27 protein-coding genes are annotated in these 25,453 nt (G+C 72.6%); 13 read left to right on the top strand and 14 right to left on the bottom strand.

Going from position 1 to position 25,453, the window contains the following annotated elements:
- Positions 1-153 precede the first annotated feature (153 nt).
- From QMZ92_RS06885 to QMZ92_RS06870, 4 genes are all read right to left on the bottom strand, one after another.
- Positions 154-1,248 (bottom strand): hypothetical protein, encoded by a 1,095-nt coding sequence (locus QMZ92_RS06885; RefSeq protein ID WP_283296313.1) that lies wholly within the window; start codon positions 1,246-1,248, stop codon positions 154-156.
- Positions 1,248-1,943: an RNA polymerase sigma factor gene (locus QMZ92_RS06880; RefSeq protein WP_283296326.1), complete on the bottom strand. Its 696-nt coding sequence runs from the start codon at positions 1,941-1,943 to the stop codon at positions 1,248-1,250. Before QMZ92_RS06880 ends, QMZ92_RS06885 begins: the two co-directional genes overlap by 1 nt.
- A gap of 586 nt (positions 1,944-2,529) precedes the next feature.
- The gene (locus QMZ92_RS06875) at positions 2,530-3,081 is read right to left on the bottom strand and encodes a hypothetical protein (protein WP_283296312.1); all 552 of its coding nucleotides are present in this window, start codon (positions 3,079-3,081) and stop codon (positions 2,530-2,532) included.
- A 324-nt stretch (positions 3,082-3,405) separates the two neighbouring features.
- Positions 3,406-4,083, bottom strand: a complete 678-nt coding sequence (locus tag QMZ92_RS06870) for a hypothetical protein (protein ID WP_283296311.1) — start codon at positions 4,081-4,083, stop codon at positions 3,406-3,408.
- A 149-nt stretch (positions 4,084-4,232) separates the two neighbouring features.
- Between QMZ92_RS06870 and QMZ92_RS06865 the strand changes: the two genes are divergently transcribed.
- On the top strand, positions 4,233-5,900 hold the full coding sequence (locus tag QMZ92_RS06865; protein WP_283296310.1) for an FG-GAP-like repeat-containing protein: 1,668 nt from the start codon (positions 4,233-4,235) through the stop codon (positions 5,898-5,900).
- A 15-nt stretch (positions 5,901-5,915) separates the two neighbouring features.
- Here the strand turns inward: QMZ92_RS06865 and QMZ92_RS06860 are convergent, their stop codons facing one another.
- From QMZ92_RS06860 to QMZ92_RS06850, 3 genes are all read right to left on the bottom strand, one after another.
- The gene (locus QMZ92_RS06860; protein ID WP_283296309.1) at positions 5,916-6,434 is read right to left on the bottom strand and encodes a hypothetical protein; all 519 of its coding nucleotides are present in this window, start codon (positions 6,432-6,434) and stop codon (positions 5,916-5,918) included.
- 112 nt (positions 6,435-6,546) lie between these two features.
- Positions 6,547-7,251 carry a DUF4328 domain-containing protein gene (locus QMZ92_RS06855; RefSeq protein ID WP_283296308.1) on the bottom strand — a complete coding sequence of 235 codons (705 nt, stop codon included), beginning with the start codon at positions 7,249-7,251 and terminating at the stop codon, positions 6,547-6,549.
- Positions 7,252-7,354: 103 nt separating this feature from the next.
- The gene (locus QMZ92_RS06850; RefSeq protein ID WP_283296325.1) at positions 7,355-8,947 is read right to left on the bottom strand and encodes a beta-N-acetylhexosaminidase; all 1,593 of its coding nucleotides are present in this window, start codon (positions 8,945-8,947) and stop codon (positions 7,355-7,357) included.
- A 254-nt stretch (positions 8,948-9,201) separates the two neighbouring features.
- Between QMZ92_RS06850 and QMZ92_RS06845 the strand changes: the two genes are divergently transcribed.
- From QMZ92_RS06845 to QMZ92_RS06820, 6 genes are all read left to right on the top strand, one after another.
- The gene (locus QMZ92_RS06845; RefSeq protein ID WP_283296307.1) at positions 9,202-9,780 is read left to right on the top strand and encodes a 2-oxo-4-hydroxy-4-carboxy-5-ureidoimidazoline decarboxylase; all 579 of its coding nucleotides are present in this window, start codon (positions 9,202-9,204) and stop codon (positions 9,778-9,780) included.
- Between the two features lie 173 nt (positions 9,781-9,953).
- Positions 9,954-10,334 carry a succinate dehydrogenase, cytochrome b556 subunit gene (gene sdhC / locus QMZ92_RS06840; RefSeq protein WP_026165064.1) on the top strand — a complete coding sequence of 127 codons (381 nt, stop codon included), beginning with the start codon at positions 9,954-9,956 and terminating at the stop codon, positions 10,332-10,334.
- 8 nt (positions 10,335-10,342) lie between these two features.
- Complete coding sequence (locus QMZ92_RS06835) at positions 10,343-10,816, top strand: succinate dehydrogenase hydrophobic membrane anchor subunit (RefSeq protein WP_283296306.1); 474 nt, start codon at positions 10,343-10,345, stop codon at positions 10,814-10,816.
- Positions 10,817-10,838: 22 nt separating this feature from the next.
- On the top strand, positions 10,839-12,593 hold the full coding sequence (gene sdhA, locus QMZ92_RS06830; RefSeq protein ID WP_283296305.1) for a succinate dehydrogenase flavoprotein subunit: 1,755 nt from the start codon (positions 10,839-10,841) through the stop codon (positions 12,591-12,593).
- Positions 12,593-13,360 carry a succinate dehydrogenase iron-sulfur subunit gene (locus QMZ92_RS06825; RefSeq protein WP_283296304.1) on the top strand — a complete coding sequence of 256 codons (768 nt, stop codon included), beginning with the start codon at positions 12,593-12,595 and terminating at the stop codon, positions 13,358-13,360. Before sdhA ends, QMZ92_RS06825 begins: the two co-directional genes overlap by 1 nt.
- 131 nt (positions 13,361-13,491) lie before the next feature.
- Positions 13,492-13,959 carry a hypothetical protein gene (locus tag QMZ92_RS06820; RefSeq protein WP_283296302.1) on the top strand — a complete coding sequence of 156 codons (468 nt, stop codon included), beginning with the start codon at positions 13,492-13,494 and terminating at the stop codon, positions 13,957-13,959.
- 64 nt (positions 13,960-14,023) lie between these two features.
- Here the strand turns inward: QMZ92_RS06820 and QMZ92_RS06815 are convergent, their stop codons facing one another.
- The gene (locus QMZ92_RS06815; RefSeq protein WP_283296301.1) at positions 14,024-14,854 is read right to left on the bottom strand and encodes an alpha/beta fold hydrolase; all 831 of its coding nucleotides are present in this window, start codon (positions 14,852-14,854) and stop codon (positions 14,024-14,026) included.
- Between the two features lie 133 nt (positions 14,855-14,987).
- Here QMZ92_RS06815 and QMZ92_RS06810 point away from each other — a divergent pair, with 133 nt between their 5' ends.
- The 3 genes from QMZ92_RS06810 to QMZ92_RS06800 are packed head-to-tail and all read left to right on the top strand — an operon-like array spanning position 14,988 to position 16,670.
- Entirely contained in the window at positions 14,988-15,422 is a 435-nt protein-coding gene (locus tag QMZ92_RS06810) for a hypothetical protein (RefSeq protein WP_283296300.1), read from the top strand.
- A 19-nt stretch (positions 15,423-15,441) separates the two neighbouring features.
- Positions 15,442-15,828 carry a thiol-disulfide oxidoreductase DCC family protein gene (locus tag QMZ92_RS06805; RefSeq protein WP_502962005.1) on the top strand — a complete coding sequence of 129 codons (387 nt, stop codon included), beginning with the start codon at positions 15,442-15,444 and terminating at the stop codon, positions 15,826-15,828.
- Positions 15,829-15,839: 11 nt separating this feature from the next.
- The gene (locus QMZ92_RS06800) at positions 15,840-16,670 is read left to right on the top strand and encodes a TetR family transcriptional regulator (RefSeq protein WP_283296296.1); all 831 of its coding nucleotides are present in this window, start codon (positions 15,840-15,842) and stop codon (positions 16,668-16,670) included.
- A gap of 85 nt (positions 16,671-16,755) precedes the next feature.
- Here the strand turns inward: QMZ92_RS06800 and QMZ92_RS06795 are convergent, their stop codons facing one another.
- Together QMZ92_RS06795 and QMZ92_RS06790 are read right to left on the bottom strand one after the other, a co-directional pair.
- A complete protein-coding gene (locus QMZ92_RS06795; RefSeq protein WP_283296295.1) occupies positions 16,756-18,213 on the bottom strand; it encodes a metallophosphoesterase in 1,458 nt (485 codons plus the stop codon).
- A 12-nt stretch (positions 18,214-18,225) separates the two neighbouring features.
- Entirely contained in the window at positions 18,226-18,471 is a 246-nt protein-coding gene (locus QMZ92_RS06790; RefSeq protein WP_283296293.1) for an SCO4848 family membrane protein, read from the bottom strand.
- A gap of 190 nt (positions 18,472-18,661) precedes the next feature.
- Between QMZ92_RS06790 and QMZ92_RS06785 the strand changes: the two genes are divergently transcribed.
- Positions 18,662-19,921: a D-alanyl-D-alanine carboxypeptidase family protein gene (locus QMZ92_RS06785; protein ID WP_349307708.1), complete on the top strand. Its 1,260-nt coding sequence runs from the start codon at positions 18,662-18,664 to the stop codon at positions 19,919-19,921.
- On the opposite strand, the gene QMZ92_RS06780 is transcribed toward QMZ92_RS06785, so the two are convergent.
- Genes QMZ92_RS06780 through QMZ92_RS06765 form a run of 4 tightly spaced genes read right to left on the bottom strand, consistent with a single transcriptional unit; the run spans position 19,869 to position 22,879 of the window.
- Positions 19,869-20,789, bottom strand: coding sequence for a YihY/virulence factor BrkB family protein (locus QMZ92_RS06780; RefSeq protein ID WP_283296290.1), 921 nt, complete (start codon positions 20,787-20,789; stop codon positions 19,869-19,871). The two genes, QMZ92_RS06785 and QMZ92_RS06780, sit on opposite strands and share 53 nt — an antisense overlap.
- The gene (locus QMZ92_RS06775) at positions 20,777-21,268 is read right to left on the bottom strand and encodes a GtrA family protein (RefSeq protein ID WP_502962007.1); all 492 of its coding nucleotides are present in this window, start codon (positions 21,266-21,268) and stop codon (positions 20,777-20,779) included. The genes QMZ92_RS06780 and QMZ92_RS06775 overlap by 13 nt, the downstream gene beginning before the upstream one ends.
- 8 nt (positions 21,269-21,276) lie before the next feature.
- Complete coding sequence (locus QMZ92_RS06770) at positions 21,277-22,254, bottom strand: decaprenyl-phosphate phosphoribosyltransferase (protein ID WP_502962004.1); 978 nt, start codon at positions 22,252-22,254, stop codon at positions 21,277-21,279.
- A complete protein-coding gene (locus QMZ92_RS06765) occupies positions 22,247-22,879 on the bottom strand; it encodes a phosphatase PAP2 family protein (RefSeq protein ID WP_283296288.1) in 633 nt (210 codons plus the stop codon). The genes QMZ92_RS06770 and QMZ92_RS06765 overlap by 8 nt, the downstream gene beginning before the upstream one ends.
- A 245-nt stretch (positions 22,880-23,124) precedes the next feature.
- On the opposite strand from QMZ92_RS06765, the gene dprE1 reads away from it, so the two are divergent.
- Positions 23,125-24,549 carry a decaprenylphosphoryl-beta-D-ribose oxidase gene (gene dprE1, locus QMZ92_RS06760; RefSeq protein ID WP_283296287.1) on the top strand — a complete coding sequence of 475 codons (1,425 nt, stop codon included), beginning with the start codon at positions 23,125-23,127 and terminating at the stop codon, positions 24,547-24,549.
- Between the two features lie 43 nt (positions 24,550-24,592).
- Positions 24,593-25,348 carry a decaprenylphospho-beta-D-erythro-pentofuranosid-2-ulose 2-reductase gene (gene dprE2 / locus QMZ92_RS06755; protein WP_283296286.1) on the top strand — a complete coding sequence of 252 codons (756 nt, stop codon included), beginning with the start codon at positions 24,593-24,595 and terminating at the stop codon, positions 25,346-25,348.
- Positions 25,349-25,453 lie beyond the last annotated feature (105 nt).

Below are 25,453 nucleotides of genomic sequence, written 5' to 3'. Positions count from 1 at the left end.
CGCGATCAACCAGCTCAACCAGCTCGGCTACACCGTCACCCTCAACCCGAGGGAGCAGCCAGCCTGACCGACGACCCCGGACACCCGGCGACCCCACGGCCACCGGGCGTCCAATGCTGCCCACACCGACCCTGACCTGCTGCTATTTACGCGTCAGAGCGTTGCGATCGAAAGGGTACGCACGGCGTCCACGGACAGCCGGCCGCCGACGAGGAGAGCGTCGGAGGTTCCGGGCAGCGACGGCCCGGAGACGGGCGCACCCGGCGCTGCGGGCCGGAACGCGGGGCGTACGCCGGTCGGCGGCACGAAGGGCTGCTCGACGGGACCGGGGCGCACGGAGGTGGGGGGCAGGAACGGGGAGCGGGGGAAGCCACCCGGACCGGAGCCGTCGTCGCCGTCGTCGCCGTCGTCCCCGCCGCCCTGGCCGCCGTCACCGTTGCCGCCGCTGTCACCGCCGCCCTCGCCGCCGTCGTCGCCCCTGCCGTCGACGGACAGCATCCGGTCGCAGAACCGCTTCACCCGGTCCGTGCCCTGCGCCGCGGCCTCCAGCTTGCGCTTGCGCTCCTCGTCCAGCGTGCCGTTGCGGTAGTCGCGGCAGGCGTCGACCGTCCTGCGGTACCAGTCCGTGCTGTTGGTGTTCCCGTCCGTGCCGTCGTGCGGCGCGGTGGACTCGTCCCGCCCCGGACCGGCGCCCGGCCCGTCCCCCGGGCCGTCCGGAGTGTCGGTGCCGCCCGGGGCCGCGGGGGCGCTCGGCGAGGAGGGCCTGTCCGCGGGCGACGGCAGGTCGCTGCGCAGCTCGTCGGGCGGGGACTCGGAGGTGACCGGCCCGGGGGTGACGGCACCCGGGACGGAGGAGGCGGGTGCCGGCTGAGGACTGCCGAACGGCGTCGGCAGCACCCCGACCCCGGCGGCGACGGCCACGCCGCCCACCGCGAATCCCGCCAGCGAGACGGCCAGCCCCCAGCGCAGGGGCCGGCCCCAGGAGACCGGCCGGGCCTCCGGTGTCAGCCGCACCGTCGGCAGGAGCTCCGCCCCGCCTCCGTCACGTGCCTTGCGGAACGCGGCGAGCGCGGCGTCCTCGCCCCTGAGGGGCTCGGTCACGGGCTCCTGGGCGCGCGCGTCGCCGAGCAGCTCGGCAAGCCGAAGGGCCTGGTGCCGCGCGTCAACGCCGACGGGCTCGACCGGTTCACCGCGGAGCAACCGCTCCGCCGCCTCCTGATCGAGCCATTCGTAACGCTCGTCGGCCATCACATGTCCTTCTGCGTCCGCAGACGCGAATGCGTCACACCGGTGGAGCGCGCCGCACCGGGGCGAACAGTGCGCGGCGACGGTACCGCGCCGAGTTCGGTACCGCGCCCAGGAGTCTCGGACGCTCCTCCGTGCTCCGCTCCGTGCTCGGCCCCGAGCAGCTCCGCGAGCCTCTTCAGCCCCCGGTGGGCCGCGGTGCGCACCGCGCCGGGCCGCTTGCCCAGGGTCTTCGCCGCGGTCTTCGCGTCGAGGCCGACGACCACGCGCAGCACGACCGCCTCGGCCTGGTCCTGGGGAAGCTGGGCGATCAGGGCCATGGTCCGGCCGGTCGCCATGGCCTCCATGGCCTCGCCGGCGGTGTCGGACTCGGCGGGCTTCCCGGTCAGCTCGGTCTCGTCCCCGCCGACCGCGGGGCGCCTGCCGCGCATCCGGATGTGGTCGAGGGCGCGGTTGCGGGCGATGCGCGCCGCCCAGCCGCGGAAACGGTCGGCGTCACCGCTGAACCGGTCGAGGTCCCGGGCGATCTGCAGCCAGGCCTCGGACGCCACGTCCTCGGCCTCCGGCTCGCCGACCAGCGTCCTGACGTATCCGAGCAGCCGCGGGTGAACGGCGCGGTACACAGTCCGGAAGGCGTCCTCGTCCCCGTCCTGCGCCGCGCTCACCGCGGCGGTCAGCTCCGCGTCGTCCCCCAGCACTCCCACTACCCGTTCGTCATCGCGGCTGGTCACCACCGTCGCACAGCCCAGCGCGCAGCGCCACGCTACGTCCTCCGCGGGTGCCGCGTCCACGTCTTGTACAACCTGCAACATTCTGCGGCGGCCTGCGGTGTGACAGAAAACGCACCTGCGGCGCTGAGAGGAGTACGGGGCCGCAGCGCGGCCCCGGCGGACGACGGCCGGGGCCTCTCCTGTGGGGGGTGGCGGCCCCGGTCGTCTCACGTCGGCCCGCTCCGACCGGGCACTGCCCGGGTGCGGGGCCTCTTCGACCACCAGCCGTGGCCAACGCGCCCAGGGCCCGCCCGACCCTCCCGGCGCCGGCCGGGCGTCCGGCGCCCGGGCACCCGTCACGCCGCCCGGGAACGACGAGTCGACCGACCGGGGCCCCTACCTGGGCTCCCGCGACCGAACGAACGCCGTCGCCGTGTCCACGAATGCGCGCCGGCTTCACTTCGCGCTCCGGGCAGTCGCGCAAATCCGCCGCAGCCCACCGGCAGTCCGAGGCTCGCAGGACCGGCACCGCGGGCGCCCGTCGGCGGGCACCGGCCTCGGCCGAGGGGACCGGCTACCCCAGTGTCAGGAACCGCACCGCGCAGACCGCCGCCGTCAGCAGCATCCCGTCCGCGACGACGTCGGCGACCAGCCTCCGACGTATCGGACCGTCCGCCCCCGGCGCACGTCGACCCCTGCTGCGGTACCTCTTCAGTTCGGCGGCCGCTTTGTCGGAGGTCTTGAAGACGCGGTCGAGCAGGGAGCCCGCGAAACCGACCACGAGGTACCCCTCGCCCTCGGTGTCCGCGACCCTCTCCTTCGGGAGCACCGTCAGGCTCCCGGACCCGCTGACCTCGATCCTGTGGATCGAGGCGTAAGGCACTTCATGGCTGAACAGCGGATTGACCACGATCAGGGAACTCTCACCGGCGTGCACCCGGGAGCGAGTGACCCGGTAGCAGAACGATCCGGCCGCCAGCAGCAGCGCCGCCGCCATCCAGCCGTCCGATTCCCCCCTCCACAGCGCGTCATGGAAGGCCAGTGCCGATGCGCCGCCGACCAGGGCGAAGACCAGTACGGCGAGCACCCGGAAGGAACGCCGGCGGAGCACACGTCCACCCGTCACACGACCGTATTCCATTCCCGTCCTTCCCGTCCTTCCCGTCCGGCGTGAAGGCGCCACCCCCCCTGAGCGTACGTTTCGGGCGCCACCGCGGCGCCGACGGCCCGTTTCGTTCGTATGCGCCGCGCCTCGCAGGTCCGGGGCGACCAAGTGAAGCCGACCGCAGGGACATTCAGAGCGGCGCACATCTGCCCGTGCACTCCGGAGCCCGGCCGTGAGGGCCCCGGGTGCCGGTGCGCGACACCGCGGTCCCCGTGCCACCGGGGCCCGGCGGGACCGGGCCGGGCAACCCGTTTCGGACGCGCGCCCCGGCCGGGCCCGTGGACGTCACCCGGGAACCGCGCCGTACCACCGCCAGGACTCCAGGCGCTTGCGGCCCGGCAGTTCGCCGCGGCCCGTCGCCCAGAGGAGGGTGTCCCAGCGGTCCGTGTCCGTCGGGGCGTAGGGGAAGAGGCGGGCGAGGACGCGGGCGCAGAGGCCCGCCGGCGGGGACCAGCCGAGGCCGAGGCCCTGGGCCACGTCATGGGTGTGGACGAGGGTCTCGACCACACCCATGGCGGCGAAGCCCTCGGCGTCGGCCGTCCCGAAGGTGTGGTACGCCCGGGCCTCCGCGGGGGCCGTGCGGACCATCGCCGTGAGCATCCCGCCACAGGCGTCGAGCATCCGGAGCAGGCCCCGGGGGCCGGCGGCCCGGTCGGCGAAGGTGACGTTCGCCGGTCCCCCGTCCCGGCGCGCCATCCAGTCGAAGGGGATGTCGTCGTCCAGCGGCGGGGACTCGGGGCCCAGTTGGGCGGCGTAGGCGAAGAGGTCGTCGGCGAGATGCTCGACGGTCTCCCAGCAGGTCCACTCCAGGGCGCCGGCCCTGGCCTCCCAGTCGGCGCCGAGGCCGGCCCGCAGGGTGGCGAGCGCCAGCCTGACGGCGTGCTGCACGTCGTCGGCGGTGACGGGCGTTCTCGTCGGTTCCTCTGATGCGTCTGACACACCTGACGCGCGATCAACGGCCATGACTGGACCGTACCAATGCCCGGGAAACGGGAGTTCGGGGCAATCGTTTTCGGACAGCCCGTCAATCACCCGTTCATTCCGGGCGTCACCGTCACGGTCGTAGCGTCATTGCACACCATATGCCCGCCGCCTCCTTATGCTCCGGCCCCATGAGATGCCGCCCCGTGGCCTTCACCGCCGCGTGCACCGCCGCCGTCTGTCTCACCGGGCTCACGGCCGCCGCTCCCCCCTCGGCCCCCCGCTCCCCGTCCGTCTCCCCCGGGCCGTCCGCCGCTTCCCCGGCGCACCGTCCGGGCCCGCCCGGCTCGGGCGAGGTCCACAGCGTGCCCGTACCGGGCACGGACCCGGAGCGGCGTGAGCTCCCGGCGCGTGCCACCGAACCGTTCAGCCTGGTCGGTGTCACCTGGGACGACCCGGACGCGGAGCTCGGCGGCACCGTCGAGGTCCGCACCCGGGACAGCCGTACCGGCGTCTGGTCGCCCTGGCACACGCTCGACTTCGACGTGCGGACGCCCGAGACCGGCCCCGGAGAGGACTCCGCGGGGCTGCGGGCGGGCAGCCGGCCGCTGTGGACCGGACCGTCGGACGGTGTGCGGCTGCGGGCCGAGGGGGCGTCGCTGCCCCGTGGGCTGCGGGTGGAACTCGTGGACCCGCAGGGCGGCGCCCCGGCCCCGCCGTCGGCCCGTGCGGAGGCGCCTGCGGACGCTCCGGCGATGACCACACGGGCCGGCTGGGGCGCGGACGAGTCCGAGGTCGGTGGGCCGCCCACCTACAACTCCACCACCAAGGCGGTGTTCGTCCACCACACCGCCGGGTCGAACACATACCAGTGCGCCGACTCGCCCGCGATCGTCCGAGCCATCTTCACCTATCACGTGGAGGGCCAGGGCTGGAACGACATCGGCTACCACTTCCTGGTCGACAGGTGCGGCAGGATCTTCGAGGGCCGGGCCGGCGGCGTCGACCGGCCGGTCCAGGGCGCCCACACGTACGGCTTCAACATCGACACGAGCAGCGTGTCCGTGATCGGCGACTACAGCACGGCCACCACCACGCCCGCGGTCCGCGACGCCGTCATGAGGGTCGCCTCCTGGAAGCTCGGCCTCTACGGGCTGGCCCTCGACGGGACCACGACGCTCACGGCGTCCGTGGACAACGGCAAGTTCCGGCGCGGGCAGCGCGTCACGCTCCCGCGCCTGCCGGGGCACCGCGACGCGTACCCGACCGAGTGCCCCGGCGGTCATCTGTACGCCGTTCTGCCCGCGATCCGCACGGCCGGCGCGGCACGGGGCGAGGGGCCGGGCGATCCGGACGCCTCAGGGATGCCCTGGCCGCGGGACCCCGGGGCCGAGGCGGCGGCCGTCGTACCGGACGGCGCCGAGGAGCAGGACTCCGTCGGCGGCGACTTCGACGGGGACGGGGACCGGGATCTGGCCGTCGCCTACCGCACACCGGAGGGTGCCACCCCGCTCGTCGTGCTGAGCAACTCCGAGCGCGGACGCCGTACCGCCTCGCCGACCGTCCTGATGGGCGCCGGCGGGACCGCCCTCGCCTCGGGCGACATGAACGGCGACGGGTACGACGACCTGGCCGTGTCCACCGGGCGGGGGATCGTGACGTACCACGGCTCGCCCACCGGTCTGAGCACGGCAGGCGCACCCTCCCTCACGGTGGGTGCGGACGCCGGGGCGCTGACCGCGCAGGACCTGGACGACGACGGGTACGCGGATCTCCTCGCCGGTCCCGACGTGATCGCGAGCGGCGGGCCGCTGGGGCTCACCGTCCCCGGGAACGAGCCGGCCGCGCCCGCCGGGTGAAACGCCGCGGACGGCTCACCCCTGGGCCCTCGCCCGCCGGGACAGAGCCGCGCGCAACACACGCCGACCCTCCGTCGAGAGGTCCAGGGCGCGGCGGAGGGCGGCGCCGTCCGGACTGCCGGCGAGGATCTCGAGGATCTGGATCTGGCGACGCTCCTCGCCGGCCACGAGCGGACCTCCGGCGCCACCGGAAGGGTCGAGTTCCCGGTGCAGTTCGAGCGCGAGGTCGGAGCACGCCCTCGCCCACTCGCCGAGCGGTCCGGTGGCCCACTCTGACGGGGCGGCGGCGATCATCCTCCGCACCGGTGCCCACGCCTCGCTCGACGCGTCGTCGACGGGCGTCTCGTCGAGTGCCGCCCTCGCCACGGCCAGCTGCCCGGCCCAGCCCTCCTCGCCCCCGGAGATACCCGCCCACAGGAGCCGCAGCACGTCGGGCTCCTCGTCGAGCAGGGGCTGGCAGCGATCCAGACACGCGAGACCGCTCGCGGCCAGGCTCCGCTCGTCCGCTTCCGCGATCAGTTGCACCAGGCCCATCGACGCCTCCCCGACTGTGCGTTCGCAGTACGTCACTAACAGCGCCGAGTGGCCGAAAATCGTCACTCGGATGGCCGAATAACCATGCGAATGTTCCCGCTTCGTCCGGGCTTCAGGCCGACGGCACGGTCCGCCCCGCGACGGCCTTCGCGTGCTGCATCGACGTGAGCCTGCGGACGAAGAGGACGGCGAGCACCGCGGCGACGATGTCGAACCCGGCGCCGGCCAGCACCAGCGCCGCCGCGTCGTGGATCGCTTCGGCGTCCTGGGCCTTGTCGTACGTCCTGCTCGCGTACCGGTCGAAGACCGTCGACCAGACCCAGACGCCCCACCAGGCGTTGAGGAGGCCGCGGCCCTTCGCCTCGCCGCCGTAGGGGTCGGTGCGGCTCGCGCGCAGCACGTCGGCGGCGATGCCCCGCGGGATCCACAGGTTGGCGATGGGGATGAACCAGGCGCCGATCGCCCAGCCCGGGGTCCTGCGCTGGGTGTCGGGCGCGAAGACCTCCGCGTTCTGCCGGACGCGGTGGAACCAGACGATGAAGAGCGTGCCCGCCGCCACCACGGCGGCGACGTACAGCACACTCGATCCGGCCATCGCGTAGTCGGCGCGGCTCGCCGCGTCCTCGTCGAAGTCGGCCGTGCCAGAGGTGACGCCGCTCAGGAACGACCGCATGTTGAGCGAGGCCGCGATGATCAGGAGGTCGACCACGACGACGACGCCGAGCAGCACGGTGACGGCGTACGAGAGCCCGACGGGCGAGCGGAGTGCACGGCCGGGAGCGGCCGCCGGCGGCACGGGAGCGGGCGCATACGTCATGAAAAGGTTCCCCCCACGGGACACGGAGACTCCGGGCGCGCCCCCTCCCCAGGGCGGCACGGTGAACAACCGTACGAGAACGGTCGGCCTCCGGACCCTAGCCTCAGCCGAGCCTGTCCGCCAGCGCGTTGAACTGCGCCCACGTGAGCGCGGGCCGTCCCGGGGTCCACAGCTTCTGGGACACCGCGCGCAGCGGCATGCGGATGCCCGCCGCCACCTGGTCCTGGGTCTGTGCCTGGGCGCGGTCGCCCCAGATCGCGAGGCGCCCGCCGAGGATCTGGTCCGAGTAGCGCTCGGGGACGGCAGCCGTGCCCCGCAGCACGAGCGGCGTCCACTCCTCGTAGATGCGCCGGCCCGTCGGATACGTGAACTCGTTGGGCTCGCCGAGCACGTAGTAGAGGTACTCGTCGTTGAGGTTGACGACCTTGCGGCCCTCGGCGAGGTACTCGGCCGGCGGCCTGGCCCCGATCTCCTTGCCGGTCCAGTACTCGACCTCGATGCCCTTGTCGGGCGAGACCGCACCGCCGCGGAAGAAGCCGTCGTTCCACGCCTTGGGCTGCTTCTGCGCGGCACGCACCACCGCGGCCCGGTCGTTGAGCCAGCCCGTCGCCAGGTCCCGCACCGTGGCGTTCGGCCCGTACCTCCGCTCGGCAGCCCGGGCCAACTGCGGGTACGACGCCTGGGGGTCGCGCACGGTCAGCGCCTGGTACTCGTCGGCGCCGACGTGGAACCAGCGGCCGGGGAAGAGCCGGGAGTACTCGCGCAGCAGGTCGTCGACGATCCGCGCGGAGTCCGGATCGGAGATGTCGATGGCGCCCTGCCGGGGCACGCCCTGGACGTCGCGCAGCTGGAGCCGGGGGTGCGCCCGCAGGACCGCGCCCAGGTGCCCGGGCGAGTCGATCTCCGGCACGACGGTGATGTGCAGACTCCGCGCGAGGGCGAGGATCCTGCGCACCTCGGCCTTGCTGAGGTGCTCCCGGGAGACGACCTCGGGGTGGGTGTCGGAGGCGATCCGGAAGCCCTGGTCGTCGGAGAAGTGCAGGCCGAGCACGTTGAGTTTGAGGTCGGCCATCTCCCGCAGCCGGGCCTCGATCCAGCCGGGGGTGAAGTGCTTGCGCGCGATGTCGAGGTTCAGACCGCGCTGCGGCCGGTCGGGCCGGTCGCGGACGACGCCCTCGGGCATCGCGCCACCGGAACGGACGGCCTGCTTCAGAGTGCGGGTGCCGTAGAAGACGCCGGCCTCGTCCGACCCCGTGATGCGGACGCGGTCGTCGCGCACGGTGACCGTGTACGACTCGGGAGCGCCCCCGCCGGCAGGGTCGAGCGACAGTTCGATGTCACCGGCCTTCACGGGCCCGCTGTTGCGGAAGCCGGTCTTCAGCTCCCCGGCCAGCAGCCGGCCCTCGTCCGCCAGCGCCTCGCTCCCCTTGGCGACCACGACGGCGCTGCCCGCCGCCGGGCGCCAGCCCGGCCCGCGGGCGGCCTCGTGTGCGCGCACGGCGGGAATCGTGCGGGGGGCCGTCGAGAGCGGGTACGTCTTCGTCGGGGAGGGGGTCGGAGCGGCCTCCGCCCGGGGCGTGCCCTGGGCCCGCTCGGCGCCTGCGGAGCCGCCGGCGCCGCAGGAGACGACCGCCGACAGCGCCGCGGCGGCCGCGACGACCGGGGCCGCGCGCCGCACTCTCCGGGAGTGCCACATCACGAAAAAACCTCCTCCTCGTGAAGAAGTATGACGAACAAAGCCTAATCGGGTGATTCACCCCGGCGTCGTCTACGGTGCGCACCGAAACTCTCCCGTCCGGGTGAAAATCACGCATCTATCGGACACCTTCTGGCGCGCCTCGATAGCGTTGCAGCTCAACCACCCCACGCTTCCCAGTCGCACCGGAGCCCACGCTGTCCAGCGAATCGCACACCGGCCTCCCGCGGCGACCGCCCACGCTTCCCCCGGCGGTGCGGATCCCCGCCCCCGCCGGTCCCGCCTCCCCGGCACCCGTCCCCGGGCCGCGCCCGGCCGCCGGGGCGCACCTGCCCGGTCTGGAGCGCTTCAACACCGCCCCGGCGGCCCCCACCACGGCGACCCTCCTCAGCTGCTGCGGGAGCGACCGCTGGGCCCGGCGCGTCGCCGCCCACCGCCCCTATCCCGACCTCAGCGCCCTGCTCGCCGCCGCCGACGAGGCCAGCTACGACCTCGCCGCCGCCGACCTGGACGAGGCGCTGGCCGCGGAGTCTTCGTCCGGGCTGCACCCCGCCGCCCCGGCGGCCGCGCACACCGCCCTGCGCGCCGCGCACGCCGCGTACGAGGCGAGCTTCGGCCACGCCTTCGTGATTTGCCTGGACGGCTTCCGGGCCGACGAGCAGCCCGACCATGTGCTGGCCGGCATCCGCTCACGACTCGCCAACGATCCGGACGAGGAGCGCGCGGTCGCCGCCGACGAACTGCGCCGCCTCGCCCGGGCCCGGCTGGCACATGTCGTGGCCAATCATCCCGGACGCCCCGATTCCGGCCCCCCGCGGCGGCCGCCCCGATAGCCCGTCCGTGCCTGTTTGATCACACCAGCGGACCCCGGGCGAGGGATCCGACAAGTCGTCGCTACGATGGCGAGGGCCGGTGGACCGTACCCGGCCGGGCCAGACCGACAGAGCTGTCACCTTGGTAGGACGCTGGCGGCCGGCTCCAATCCCCGCTCCCGGAGGGTTTTTCCGTGCCGGCTGGAACGCTGTACCGCGGCCGGGAAGGTATGTGGTCCTGGGTGGCTCACCGAGTCACCGGCGTCCTCATCTTCTTCTTCCTGTTCGTACACGTGCTGGACACCGCTCTCGTCCGCGTCTCCCCCGAGGCGTACGACGAGGTCGTCGCGACGTACAAGACGCCGATCGTCGCGCTGCTGGAGTACGGCCTGGTGGCCGCCATCCTCTTCCACGCGCTGAACGGCCTTCGCGTCATCGCCGTGGACTTCTGGTCCAAGGGCCCGCGCTACCAGAAGCAGATGCTCTGGACCGTGATGGGCATCTGGGTCGTCCTGATGGCCGGTGCCGTCTACCCGGTGCTCGGCCACGCCGCACGTGAACTGTTCGGGAGCTGACGCCAGACATGTCCGCTGAGACCTCTTCCGCGATCGGCGCCGTCGAAGGCGCCCCCTACGGCCCCGACAACCCCGCGCCGTACATCGAGCCCCCGCGCAAGCGGACGGGACGGACCCCGCGGTCGACCCGCGGCAACTTCGAGATGGCCGCGTGGCTCTTCATGCGCCTCTCCGGCGTGGTCCTCGTCGTCCTGGTCATCGGCCACCTGCTGATCCAGCTCGTCCTGGACGGCGGTGTCTCCAAGATCGGCTTCGCGTTCGTCGCGGGCCGCTGGGCGAACCCGTTCTGGCAGGTCTGGGACCTGCTGATGCTGTGGCTGGCGATGCTGCACGGCGCCAACGGCCTGCGTACCGTCATCAACGACTACGCCGAGCGGCCGAACACGCGTCTGTGGCTCAAGGGCCTGCTGTACACCGCCACGGTGTTCACCATCCTTCTGGGCACGCTGGTGATCTTCACCTTCGACCCGAACATCCGCTAGGACGGGGCTGAGGTTCCACACCATGAAGATTCACAAGTACGACACCGTCATCGTCGGCGCCGGCGGCGCCGGGATGCGCGCCGCCATCGAGTCGACGAAGCGCAGCCGTACCGCCGTGCTCACGAAGCTGTACCCGACCCGCTCCCACACGGGCGCCGCGCAGGGCGGCATGGCCGCCGCGCTGGCGAACGTCGAGGAGGACAACTGGGAGTGGCACACCTTCGACACGGTCAAGGGCGGTGACTACCTGGTCGACCAGGACGCCGCCGAGATCCTGGCGAAGGAGGCCATCGACGCCGTCCTCGACCTGGAGAAGATGGGCCTGCCGTTCAACCGGACGCCGCAGGGCACCATCGACCAGCGCCGCTTCGGCGGCCACTCCCGCAACCACGGCGAGGCCCCGGTCCGCCGGTCCTGCTACGCCGCGGACCGTACGGGCCACATGATCCTCCAGACGCTGTACCAGAACTGCGTCAAGGAGGGCGTGGAGTTCTTCAACGAGTTCTACGTCCTCGACCAGCTGATCACCGAGGTCGACGGCGTCAGGAAGTCGGCCGGTGTGGTCGCCTACGAGCTGGCCACCGGCGAGATCCACGTCTTCCAGGCGAAGGCCGTCATCTACGCCTCCGGCGGCACCGGCAAGTTCTTCAAGGTGACCTCCAACGCGCACACGCTCACCGGTGACGGCCAGGCGGCCTGCTACCGGCGCGGCCTGCCGCTGGAGGACATGGAGTTCTTCCAGTTCCACCCGACGGGCATCTGGCGCATGGGCATCCTCCTCACCGAGGGAGCCCGCGGCGAGGGCGGCATCCTCCGCAACAAGGACGGCGAGCGCTTCATGGAGAAGTACGCGCCCGTCATGAAGGACCTCGCATCCCGCGACGTCGTCTCCCGCTCCATCTACACGGAGATCCGCGAAGGCCGCGGCTGCGGCCCCGAGGGCGACCACGTCTACCTGGACCTGACGCACCTCCCGCCGGAGCAGCTGGACGCCAAGCTCCCGGACATCACCGAGTTCGCGCGTACGTACCTCGGCATCGAGCCCTACACGGACCCGATCCCGATCCAGCCGACCGCGCACTACGCCATGGGCGGCATCCCGACCAACGTCGAGGGTGAGGTCCTGGCGGACAACACCACCGTCGTGCCGGGCCTGTACGCCGCGGGTGAGGTCGCCTGCGTGTCGGTGCACGGCGCCAACCGCCTCGGCACCAACTCGCTCCTCGACATCAACGTCTTCGGCAAGCGGGCCGGCATCGCCGCCGCCGACTACTCGGCGAGGGCCGAGTGGGTCGAGCTGCCGGAGAACCCGGCCTCCCTCGTGGAGGAGCAGGTCGAGCGCCTGCGCAACTCCACGGGCGGCGAGCGCGTCGCGGAACTCCGCCGTGAGCTGCAGGAGACGATGGACGCCAACGTGATGGTGTTCCGTACGGAGCAGACCATCAAGACGGCCGTCGAGAAGATCGCCGAACTGCGCGAGCGCTACAAGAACGTGTCCGTCCAGGACAAGGGCAAGCGGTACAACACGGATCTGCTGGAGGCCGTCGAGCTGGGCAACCTGCTCGACCTGGCCGAGGTCATGGCCGTCTCAGCCCTGGCCCGCAAGGAGTCCCGCGGCGGTCACTACCGCGAGGACTTCCCGAACCGCGACGACGTCAACTTCATGCGCCACACCATGGCGTACCGCGAGGTCGGCGCCGACGGCACCGAGACCGTGCGTCTCGACTACAAGCCCGTCGTCCAGACCCGCTACCAGCCGATGGAGCGTAAGTACTGATGGCTACCCCGACCATGGACAAGGTGGAGGCAGAGTCCGTCTCCTCCCCCTCCTCCCCGTACATCACGGTCACCTTCCGGATCCGCCGCTTCAATCCCGAGATCTCGGACGCGGCGGTCTGGGAGGACTTCCGGATCGAGATCGACCCGAAGGAGCGCGTGCTCGACGGTCTCCACAAGATCAAGTGGGACGTCGACGGCACGCTGACCTTCCGGCGCTCCTGCGCGCACGGCATCTGCGGCTCCGACGCGATGCGGATCAACGGCAAGAACAGGCTCGCCTGCAAGACGCTGATCAAGGACATCAACCCGGAGAAGCCCATCACGATCGAGGCCATCAAGGGCCTGACGGTCCTCAAGGACCTGGTCGTGGACATGGAGCCGTTCTTCCAGGCGTACCGGGACGTCATGCCGTTCCTGGTCACCAAGGGCAACGAGCCGACGCGCGAGCGGCTGCAGTCGGCGGAGGACCGCGAGCGCTTCGACGACACCACCAAGTGCATCCTGTGCGCCGCGTGCACGTCGTCCTGCCCGGTGTTCTGGAACGACGGGCAGTACTTCGGCCCGGCGGCGATCGTCAACGCGCACCGCTTCATCTTCGACTCGCGCGACGAGGCGGGCGAGCAGCGTCTGGAGATCCTCAACGACAAGGACGGCGTGTGGCGTTGCCGCACCACGTTCAACTGCACGGACGCCTGCCCGCGTGGCATCGAGGTCACCAAGGCGATCCAGGAAGTCAAGCGCGCGCTGATCACCCGCCGCTTCTGAGCGAAGGGTCGGATGCTCCGTCAAGGGCCCGTTTCTGTACGCTCGCCGTACGGGAACGGGCCCTTGCCCTGTGTGTTTCCGTCACGCGTGCTTGTGCCGTGCCAGCTTCTGTCATGCGAGAGCGGGGACCGATGAACCAGCCGAACCCCTACCAGGACGGCGGCGACTACCAGTGGGGCCCGGCGGAGCCGCCGGGCGCGCCCGGGTACGGCCACGGCTTCGTCCCGGCACCGCTCGCACATCCGGGCGGCCCCGGCGTCCCCTTGCTGGCGGTCGGTGACATCGTCGTCCTCCAGGACTCCATCGTGACCCCGAGCGGAACGCTGCCGCTCAAGGGGGCGGTGTGGAACGTGACGGACATGTCCCGCACGGAGGAGCGGATCCCCACCGTCGGCGTCGTGCTCGCGGTCGTCTTCGCGGTCTTCTGCCTCCTCGGGCTGCTCTTCCTGCTCATGAAGGAGCGGCGGACGACGGGCTGCATCCAGGTCGGCGTCACCAGCGGCGGCCGCCATCACACGACGCTGATCCCGGCGACCGGCCCGGACACCCTGTACTGGGTCATGGACCGGATCAACCACGCCCGTGCGCTGAGCGCCTGACACACCTGTCCGCCCCCGTCAGCTCCGGTCCGGGCACGGCCGGGCGGGCCGTGCCGGGAGTGCGTCAGACGGTGGGTGGCACCGGCGTGGCGGCGCCGTCGCGGTGGAGGACGCCGTCGCTCAGGAAGTCCCGGAGCAGATCCGCCACCTCGGCCGGACGCTCCAGTGCGGGGAGATGCCCGGCCCAGGGAAGCTCCACGGCGCGGGCTCCCGGGATCAGCCCGGCGAGGCGGGCGGACACGGCCCGGAGGTCGTCGAGGTCGTGACGGCCCGAGACCACGACGGCGGGGGCGGTGATCGCGGCCGGATCCACGGCGGGCTCGTCGTCGTCCACGGACTCCGCACCTGCCTGTTCCGCCTCGGCCTCGGCGTCCGCCGCAAGCTGGATCTCGAAGGCGTGCCGCTGCATGGCCCGTACGCGGCCCCGTACGGCCTCGCCGGCCTCCGGGCCCAGCCAGGTGGCCACGTTCAGCTCCACGGCCGCGTCGAGGTCACCCGCGCCCAGTAGTTGGTCCTCCTCCTCGTCGAAGGCCAGCAGGCCGGGCCCCCGCTCATGGCCGGGCAGCACGGTGCAGAGCAGGGCGAGCGCCGTCACCCGGTCCGGTCGGCTCGCGGCGATCTCGACGGCGACCCCGCCTCCGAACGAGGCGCCGACGAAGGCCGCGCGCCCGATTCCGAGCGTGTCCAGAAGAGCAAGGACGTCGTCCGCGTCGCGGTAGGGGCGCACCGCCTCGGCCGGGGTGTCGCCGAAGCCCCGGAAGTCGGGGCACACGACCCGGTACCCGGCCCGCGCCAGCGCGTCCCGCTGATCCTCCCACATCCGGCGGTCGCAGACCGAGGAATGCAGGAGCACCACCGCGGGGCCGTCCCCCGCCACATCGTGAGCAACGGTCATCCGTCCGACCATACGGGCCACGAGCGGGCGGCGCCCGTCGTTCTCCCGCGCCCCGAATCGACTTGAACACGTTCAAGAAGAGGACTACAGTCCTCGACGAGACTTTTTGAACACGTTCAAAGGAGGGTGGGGAATGGACCTCACTGTCGTCGCGTACGTCGTCTACCTGCTGATCGGCGTCGCGCTCACCATCTGGGTGGCCCGTACGCTCAGCCGGAACGGACGGATCTTCCTCTCCGACGTCCTGCACGGGAACGAGAAGCTCGCGGACGCCGTGAACCATCTGCTGGTGGTGGGCTTCTACCTCGTCAACTTCGGCTTCGTCGCCCTCTACCTCAGCCAGGACGACGCCGTGGCCGACGCCCGCCGGCTGTTCGAGGCGCTCTCGGTGAAGCTCGGAGTGGTCCTGCTCGTCCTCGGGGTGATGCACCTCGCCAACGTCTACGTGCTCAGCAAGATCCGCCGGCGGGGTGTGATGGAGCGCGAGCAGACCCCGCCGGTTCCGCCGCAGGGCTGGACCGGAGCGGCGGACAAGGGTCCCTGGGACGCGCCCGCGACGGGTGTGTGAGCGGACCGTGGGAGTCCCCGTGCAGCGGCTGACCGTGCTGTACGACGCACAGTGCCCGCTCTGCGTCCATCTTCGCCACTGGCTGCTGCGGCAGCGGCAGCTCGTCCCGCTGGACCTCGTACCGGCGGCGTCCGCGGAGGCCAGGCGCCGTTTCCCGGCCCTCGACCACGAGAGCACCCTGAGGGAGATCACGGTGGTCGGCGACCGGGGCCAGGTCTACCGGGCCGCCTCCGCCTGGATCGTCTGCCTCTGGGCGCTGGCCGAGCACCGGCCCAAGGCCCACTGGCTGAGTACCCCCGCCGGGCAGCCCTTCGCCAAGGTGACGGTCCTCGCCGCGGCCAAGTACCGCGAGATGACGGCCGCCTCCTGCGAAGGGCGGTGCGAGGTCCCGGTCCCGCCCGGCTAGGCTCACTCACCGTGAACGACGTGACGGACGAGAAGCAGGACCGGGCCGGAAAGCCCGCGAAGAGCGAGCAGACCCGCACCCTCATCCTCGAGACCGCCCTCCGGCTCTTCCAGGAGCGCGGCTACGACAAGACGACGATGCGGGCCATCGCCCAGGAGGCCGGGGTCTCCGTGGGAAACGCCTACTACTACTTCTCCTCCAAGGAACACCTCGTCCAGGGCTTCTACGACCGGATCGCCGAGCAGCACCGGGCAGCCGTCGCGGAGGTCCTGGACAGCGGCGAGAAGGACCTCGCGGCACGTGTCCGGGGGGTCCTTCTCGGCTGGCTGGACATCGCCGAGCCGTACCACGAGTTCGCGTCCCAGTTCTTCAAGAACGCGGCCGACCCGGACAGTCCGCTCAGCCCCTTCTCCCCGGAGTCGGAGGGCCCGCGGGAGGCGGCCATCGACGTCCACCGGCAGGTGCTGTCCGGGGCCTCCGTCAAGGTCGACCCCGAACTGGCCGACGCCCTCCCGCGGTTGCTCTGGCTCCAGCAGATGGGGCTCGTCCTGTTCTGGGTCTACGACCGCTCCGAGGGCTGCGCCAACAGCCGCCGGCTCGTCGAGCGGCTCGCGCCGGTCACCGCCCGGGCGGTCTCGCTCTCCCGGTTCCGCGTCCTGCGCCCCCTCGTGCAGGAAACCCACGAGCTGCTGCGGGACTTCATGCCGACGGCCGCGGGCATGGCCGCCTCGGGCATGCCCGTGCGGAAGGCGGACCGGAAGGCCCCCGCCGCGGACGGCGGCAGGAACCCGAAGGAGGGCCGGGGCAGGGGGCGCCGCCGGGAGCGCGGGACGACGGCGTGAACCCGGCCGGGCGGCTCGCACGGTCGGCACGGGCCGGCGGGGCGCAGTCCTTCCGCTGCCGCAGCGGTACGGGTCCCGGTGACCGTCAGGTCTCGCGGGAGGCGAGCTCCACCACGGTGATGTCGGACGGGGCTCCGACCCTCACCGGCGGTCCCCAGGCGCCGGCCCCGCGCGTGACGTAGAGCTGGGTGTCGCCGTACCGCTCCAGACCCGCGAGGGTCGGATTGGCCAGGTCCGCGATGTAGTTGGCGGGCCAGAGCTGGCCCCCGTGGGTGTGGCCGGAGAGCTGGAGGTCCACTCCGTGGCGCACCGCCTCGTGGATGACGACCGGCTGGTGGGCGAGGAGCACGGCGGCACGGCTGCGGTCACGGTCGCCGAGCGCCCGTGCGAAGTCCGGCCCCTGGCCCTCGCGTTCGCCCGCCACGTCGTCGATCCCGGCGAGGTCGAAGCCGGCGATCTCGACGCGGTCGTTGCGCAGGGGGGTCAGTCCGAGCTCGCGCACATGGTCGACCCAGGCGTCGGCGCCGGAGAAGTACTCGTGGTTGCCGGTGACGAAGAACGAGCCGTCGCGTGCGCGGAGCCCGGCGAGGGGTTCGGCGGCGCTTCCGAGGTCGGCGACGCTGCCGTCGACCAGGTCCCCGACGACGGCGACGAGATCGGGCTGGGTGGCGTTGATCGCGTCCACGATCCGCTGGGTGTGGGCGCGGCCCAGGACCGGCCCGAGGTGGATGTCGCTCACGACCGCGATCCGGTAGCCGTGCGTGCCTCGCGCGAGCTTCGCGAGCGGCACGGTGACGCGCTTCACACTCGGTCCGCGCAGGACGCCGTACGTCCCGTGGCCGACGGTGCCCGCGGCCGCGGCGACCGCCGCCCCACCGACGATCCGCGCCACGAACAGCCTGCGCGACATTCCGGCCGACGCCCCGTCCTCCGGCGGGCCGGCCGACGGGGCGTCGGGAGCGTCGGGAGCGTCGGGAGCGTCGGGAGCCGGACGGCCGTCGGTGCGAGCGGTTCCGCCCGGCGTCTCCTCGGCCGGTGCGGCGACCGCGGTCGTCGTTCCCGGTCCGGCGTCGGACGAGTCAGGGTCCGCGGCAGTCGCGGAGCCGGCGGTCGCGCCGCCGGACGGGCGGCTGTCCGAACACTGGGCCGCCGCGTCCGCGGACGCGGCGGCGGACGGGGACGTGTCGACCCCGGTCGGCGGGATCCCGGGTGCACGGCCCGCCGCGCGGCGGGCCAGGGCACGGCGCAGGAGGGGGCGGACGGCCTCGCCCGCGACCAGGGCGAGCGTCAGGTACAGCAGCGCGGCGAGCCAGAGGTAGCCCGGCCACGCGAATGTCTGCTGGAGCCGGAAGGGCGCGCCGGCCCGGCTGGAGACGAACGCGCCGACGGTGAGCAGCGGCAGCACGATCACGGCCGCCGTGCCCGCGCGGCGGGCCGCGCCGGGCCCGGCCGTCGTGTCGCGGACCAGGCGACGCCAGACGTACCAGTGCACCGTCACCAGCAGGGTGACGACGGCAGCGATCACAAGCAGGACGACCAGCACGGAACCGTTCCCCTATTCGCGGTCGCGGCGCAATGCGCGTACGCCACGGAACCCGATGACCCCGACGGCCGTCCCCAGGAGCAAGGACGTGACGGCGAGCAGCAGATGGACCCAGAAGTACGCAGTCGGGTCACCGGCGTCGTCGAAGGCGAGGCCGCTCGCGTCCTGCCACAGGTTCTTGACGAAAGTGACCCAGATGACCCAGCTCCACACCCCGAACGCGAGCAGGAACCAGGAGACGGGGCGACTGAGCTTCATGGACTCAGTATCGCCGCAGTCCCCTGCACCGGAGCGGCGGGGTGCGGTGCCACCGGACGCCGGGTCCGCGCCCGCGGAAACCGGAGCCTCGGCGTCCGCCTCGGGCCGGGCTGGGCTGTACCGGCGGAGCTCGCGGCGGGTCACCCGGCCGGTGTCGGAGCCGTCGTCGACTCCATGTACGTTCTCGTCCGTGTCTGCCTTGAGGAAAACCGCACTGACGGTCGCCGCCGCCGCGTTGCTGCCCGCGCTCACCGCCGTACCCGCGTCCGCCGCGGCCAAGGCAGGCACCCGGGACGAGAAGGCGCCCAACCCCCCGTCGGTGATGTCCACGGTCGGCGGCGCGCAGCTCGGCAGGCCCGGCACCCAGGTCAGGCTCGCGGCGGGCGCACCCGTCCTCCCCAAGGGTGTGACGGGCCGGTCCTGGATCGTCGCGGACGCCGAGAGCGGCGAGGTGCTGGCCGCGCACAACGCGCACTGGCGGCTGCCCCCCGCCTCCACGCTGAAGATGCTCTTCGCGGACACGGTGCTGCCCAAGCTGTCCAAGGACCAGAAACACACGGTCACCCGGGACGAGCTCGACGGCGTCGGCGTGGGCAGCAGCCTCGTGGGCATCAAGGAGAACCAGACCTACTCCGTCCACGACCTGTGGCTCGGGGTGTTCCTCCGCTCGGGGAACGACGCGGTCCACGTGCTGTCCGAGATGAACGGCGGCATCCCACGGACCGTGCAGGAGATGCAGGAGCACGCGGAGGAGCTGCAGGCCCTCGACACCCACGTCGTCACGCCGGACGGATACGACGAGAAGGGCCAGGTGTCGAGCGCGTACGACCTGACCCTGATCGCCCGGAGCGGTCTGCAGAAGAAGGACTTCCGGGAGTACTGCGCGACCCCCCGCGCCCAGTTCCCGGGCGAGCAGAAGCCGGGCAAGAAGCGCGAGTCGTTCCAGATCCAGAACACCAACCGGCTGCTGACCGGTGACTTCGGCGTCGCCCCGTACCAGGGCATCGCCGGGGTGAAGAACGGCAGCACCACGCTCGCCGGATCCACCTTCACCGGGGTGGCGGAACGCAACGGCAAGGTGCTGCTGGTCACGGTGATGAACCCGTCGTCGAAGGAGGGCCACGCGGTCTACAAGGAGACCGCCCGGCTGCTCGACTGGGGCTTCGCCGCGGCCGGGAAGGTGGAGCCGGTCGGCGAGCTGGTGCCGCCGAAGTCGGCGGACACGGGCGCGTCGGGCGACTCCGACGGGCCCTCGCCGACCGGCGACGAGGGCGGGCAGAACCAGCACGGCCCGGGCGAGGCGTCCGCCGCCGCCCACGGGCAGTCCACCGGCGCGGGCATCGCAGTCTCGGTCGCCATCGTCGCGCTGGTGCTGCTCGCGATCGCCGGGTTCCTGGTCAACCGGCGCTGGCCGCTGCCGGACCTGGCCCGTCGTCTGCCTCGCCGCTGACGGGTTCCTCCGCACCGGAGCCGCTGCCCGTGGCCGTCCAGGCGGCGCAGTACAGCAGCAGCCTCGCCGTGAAGTTGATCCAGAGCAGCAGGGCGACGGGCACGCCGAAAGCGCCGTACATCGAGTTCGCCGCCACACCGGAGATGTAGCCGCTGAGCAGCAGCTTCAGCAGCTCGAAACCGATGGCCCCGATCAGTGCCGCCACGATCAGCCGGCGGCGCGGGGGATGGACGCCGGGCAGCAGCGTCAGGACGTACAGCAGCATCAGGAAGTCGGCGACGACCGCGACCGCGAGGGCGGCGGCCCGCAGCAGCACACCGCCCGCCCCGTCGCGGTCGATGCCGATCTGGTCCGCGGTCCAGCCGACGGCGCTGGACCCGAGCGCCGACGCGGCGAACGAGGCCAGCACCACGGCGCCGAGGCCGAGCAGGACCACCGCGTCCTTGCCCCTGCGGACCAGCGGGTTGCCCTCCCCCTTGTCGTCGAGGCCCCAGACGACCCGCAGGCACTCCCGCATCGAGCCGATCCAGCCGATGCCGGTGAGCAGCAGCAGCGCACCGGCGATCAGCCCGACGGTGCCGGCGTTGTCCACCAGCGCGCCGAGGTCGAGCTGGTCGGAGATGCCCGGTACCTGCTCGGTCAGCCTGCCTTGCAGAGCCTTCAGCCGCTCTTTGCCCACCAGCGCGGCACCGATCGCGGCGGCGACGGTGATCAGCGGGAACAGCGCGAGGAAGCTGATGAAGGTGATCGCCGCGGCCAGCCGGGTCCAGCGCGCCTCGTCGAGCTTCTCGTACGAGCGCCATGCGTGCGTCCGCATCAGCCGCTGCGCGAGCGGTCCGATGACGGGAAGCCGGGTCAGCCAGTCCATGGCCTACGCCTTCCCCCGACCTGCTCCGTTGATCCGAAGACGAACGTCCGCGTCCCCCAGAAGCGCAGACAGGTCGCGAGGAGCATCCCCACGCCCAGACCTGACACGGTGTCGGAGCGGGCCGAGGTGAAGCCGAGGACGTGGTGGGAGACGGCGAGGCAGAGCAGCTGGACGAGGGCTCCGACCGTGTTGACCCCGAAGAAGGCGGCGCAGTCGCGCCAGGAGACCCGCCGGGCCCGCCCGCGGCCGCCGTAGGTACCGAGCGCGTTGCCCAGGTAGGCGACGGTGGAGCCGGCGAGGAAGGACAGCGCCTTGGCCGTCAGCGGCTCCCAGCCGAACCGGCCGCGGAGCAACAGGAAGAGCACGAGGTCGACGGCGTAGGCGCAGCACCCGACGACCAGGAACGAGACGAGTTCCCGCCCGTCCGGCGCGCCGGTCCGGGGGCGGGGAAGCGGGCGGTGGAGGGGCGGCCGGTGCAGCGGCTCGGTCACAGTCCCGCGACCGCCATACCGTAGATCGCCAGCCAGGCCAGTCCGATGACGGCGAGCGGCCGGTCGCGCAGGACGACGTCCTCGGGTGCGCCCGCGGCCCCCCGGTCGGCGAAGACCGCGTACCGCAGCACGGCCAGGATGAACGCGATCATCGAGAGCTGGCGCCACGGCAGCAGCGAGCCGTCGGCGCTCCCGCCGTCCTCCAGCGCCCAGAGGCAGTAGCCGAGGACCGCCACACCGGCCGCGAGCTGCCACACGAAGCGGAGGTAGCCCGTCGTGTACGAGGTGAGCAGGGCCCGGGTCGCGCCGGCGGAGCCCTCCATCTCGACGGCTTCCGAATAGCGCTTTGCGGCCACCATGAAGAGCGCTCCGAAGCCGGTGGTGATCAGGAACCAGCGGGACAGCGGAATGGACAGCGCCACCCCGCCGACCATGGCGCGCATCAGGAACCCCGTGGTGACGATGGCGAGATCGACGACGAGGACGTTCTTGAGCCGGACGCAGTAGGCGATCTGCATCACCACGTACGCCGTCAGCAGCGCGGCCGTCATGGCGTTGCACAGGACGGCCGCGGCGGCGGTCGAGGCGACTGCGAGCAGCGCCCCGGCGCCGTAGGCGACGGGCACCGGCACGTCCCCGCGGGCCACCGGGCGCCGGCACTTCGCGGGGTGCGCGCGGTCGGCCTCCACGTCCAGCGCGTCGTTGATCAGATAGACGGCGGAGGCGGCGGCCGTGAACAGTACGAAGACGAGGCCGAGTTGGCCGGCGGTCTGCCGGGACACCAGCTCCCCGGCCGCAGCCGGCGCCGCCCCGACGAGCACGTTCTTGATCCACTGGCGCGGCCTGGCGGTCCTGACCAGACCGATCGGCAGGCTCAGCGGACGCCGCCGTCCGCGGCCGGACCCGCCGGGCGGCAGCGGCGGCCGTCCGGGCTCTCCCGGCTGCTCCAGCAGTGCGGTGCTGCGCTCAGACACGGCGGCCCCCGCCGGGCCGGCACCCTCCCGCGGCCCGCAGCCAGGCCGTTCCGCCGTGCGCCAGCAGCCCCCCGAGCAGCGCCCCCGCGGCCACGTCGGTGGGGTAGTGGACCCCGGCGACCAGGCGGGACACACACATGGCGGCGGCGAGCGGCGGGACCAGCACACGGCCGGCCGGATGCGGCACCCCGAAGGCCACGGCGGCGGCGGCCGCCGAGGCGGCGTGCGAACTGGGGAAGGAGTGCCGCCCCGCGGTGCGTACGAGGGGTTCGCCCATGGGCAGCAGGGGCCGGGGACGCCGCACCAGGCGCTTGACGCCCATGCTGGTCAGATGGGCGGCGGCGATCAGCGCGGTGCCCCGCAGCCAGCCGTCGCGCCGCTCGCGGTCGGCCGCCGCGCAGACCAGGCCGCCCGCCAGCCAGAGCGCGGCGTGCTCACCGCCGTGCGAGAGCGCGCGGGCCACCGCCGCGACCCGGGGTTCGTCGCCGCAGCCGCGCAGCACGGCCAGCAGCCGCCGCTCGGCGGCGGTCCAGCCCGCCGGCCCCTGCCTGCGCCCGGGCCGCGGGACCTGCGGATCCCGCGGGTCCCTCCGTTCCGGCCGGGGTGTGCCTTCGGCGTCTCGCATCTGCCGCCCCTTTCGATGCACCAGGAACGACTCTTCTCAATGTGGGGCCGAATCTTGCGGTCATATTTTGTGACACCCGTTTAATCACCCGTTTCGGCGAGTCAGGGACATTGAAGGCAAATCATCCGTAAGGGGCGATACCGTCGCGCGCATNTCATATTTTGTGACACCCGTTTAATCACCCGTTTCGGCGAGTCAGGGACATTGAAGGCAAATCATCCGTAAGGGGCGATACCGTCGCGCGCATGTCTGCCGAGTGCGTCCCCGTCGTCCCTGCCGAGCACGCCGCCCCGACCTCGCCCGCGCCCCCGTCCGGCCGGGACGGCGATCTGCCGGTGCCGGTGACCGGATGGGGGCGTACCGCACCCTCCGCGGCACTGCTGGTCCGTCCCCGGACGCACGAGGAGGCCGTGGCGGCCGTGCGCCGATGCGGCAACCGCGGCACCATCGCCCGCGGGCTGGGCCGGGCCTACGGCGACGCGGCGCAGAACGCGGGCGGGGCCGTCCTCGACACGACCGGCCTGGACCGCATCCGCACGATCGACGCCGACGGCGGGGTCGTCGTCTGCGACGCGGGGGTCAGCCTCCACCGGCTGATGGAGGTGCTGCTGCCGCTCGGCTGGTTCGTACCGGTGACGCCCGGGACCCGCTACGTCACGGTCGGCGGCGCCGTCGGCGCGGACATCCACGGCAAGAACCACCATGTGTCCGGGTCTTTCTCCCGCCACGTCCTCTCGCTGGAACTGCTGACCGCGGACGGCGAGGTGCGCACGGTGGTCCCCGGAACCGAGCTCTTCGACGCGACGGCCGGCGGCATGGGCCTGACCGGCGTCGTCCTCTCCGCCACCATCCGGCTGCACCCCGTCGAGACGTCGCTGATGTCGGTGGACACCGAGCGCGCCGGCGACCTCGACGATCTGATGGCCCGTCTGACCGCCCATGACGACCGCCACCGCTATTCGGTCGCATGGATCGACCTGGTCGCGCGCGGGGCGTCGACGGGCCGCGCGGTCCTCACCCGCGGGGAACACGCGCCACTGGACGCGCTCCCGGCGCGCGCTCGGCGCCGGCCGCTGGAGTTCCGCCCCCGACAGTTCCCCTCCGCGCCCGCCTTCGTCCCCGAAGGGCTGCTCGGCCGTCCCTCCGTGTCCCTCTTCAACGAGCTCTGGTACCGCCGCGCACCCCGCGCGCGTCGCGGGCAGCTGCAGAGCATCCCGGCCTTCTTCCATCCGCTCGACGGCGTTCCGCACTGGAACCGCGTCTACGGCCGGAGCGGGTTCGTCCAGTACCAGTTCGTGGTCGGCCACGGGCAGGAGGAGGCGTTGCGCGCGATCGTGCGGCGCGTCGCCCGGCACGGATGCCCGTCGTTCCTCGCCGTGCTGAAGAGGTTCGGCGAGGGCGACCCGGGCTGGCTGTCGTTCCCGATGCCCGGCTGGACGCTCGCCCTGGACGTACCGGCCGGGCTGCCGGGCCTCGGCCCGTTCCTGGACGGGCTCGACCAGGTGGTGGCCGACTGCGGCGGACGGGTCTATCTGGCCAAGGACTCCCGGTTGCGGCCGGAGTTGCTGTCGGTGATGTACCCGGGCCTCGACCGCTTCCGGGCGCTGCGCGCACGGCTCGACCCGCGCGGGGTGTTCGTGTCCGACCTGTCCCGCCGGCTGTCCCTGTGACCTCGTCCGGCCCAGCACCCATGTGACGCAAGGAGCACGCACCATGAAGGACGCCTTCGGCACTCCCCAGACCCTGCTCGTCCTCGGCGGCACGTCGGAGATCGGCCTGGCCACCGCGCGAAGGCTGGTGGCCCGCCGAACCCGTACGGTCTGGCTGGCCGGCCGCCCCTCCCCCGCGCTGGACTCCGCCGCCGACGGACTGCGTGAACTCGGCGCCCACGTACGCACCGTGGTCTTCGACGCCCTGGACCCGAGCGGGCACGAGGAGGCCCTCGGCAAGGTCTTCGCCGAGGGCGACATCGACATGGTGCTGCTCGCGTTCGGCGTGTTGGGCGACCAGGCGCACGACGAGGCCCGGCCGCTCGACGCGGTCCGCGTCGCCCAGACCAACTACACCGGAGCGGTGTCCTCAGGACTGATCTGCGCCGGTGCACTCCAGACACAGGGGCACGGCTCACTCGTCGTGCTGTCGTCGGTGGCGGGCGAGCGGGCCCGGCGGGCCAACTTCATCTACGGCTCCAGCAAGGCGGGGCTCGACACCTTCGCCCAGGGGCTCGGCGACGCCCTGCACGGCACGGGCGTGCACGTGATGGTCGTCAGGCCCGGCTTCGTGCGGTCGAGGATGACGGCGGGACTGGTGGAGGCGCCCCTGGCCACGACGCCCGACCAGGTGGCGCAGGCCATCGAGAAGGGGCTGCGGCGGCGCTCCGAGACCGTGTGGGTCCCAGGGGTACTGCGGGTGGTGATGTCGGCGCTGCGGCACGTCCCCCGGCCGTTGTTCCGCCGCCTCCCGGTCTGAGCGGTCGGCGGTCCCACCCGAAGGCCCCGGCCCGCCCCAGCGCACCGTGGCCGGGTCCGTCCGCCGCGTTGGAGGTGCCGTGAGCCGGGGCGCCCCGGTCCGGGC

The organism is Streptomyces sp. HNM0645 (assembly GCF_030056615.1).
GTDB classification, from domain to species: domain Bacteria; phylum Actinomycetota; class Actinomycetes; order Streptomycetales; family Streptomycetaceae; genus Streptomyces; species Streptomyces marianii.
Note: the sequence above shows the minus strand (reverse complement) of the source record. Positions and strands in the feature narration are given on the sequence as shown.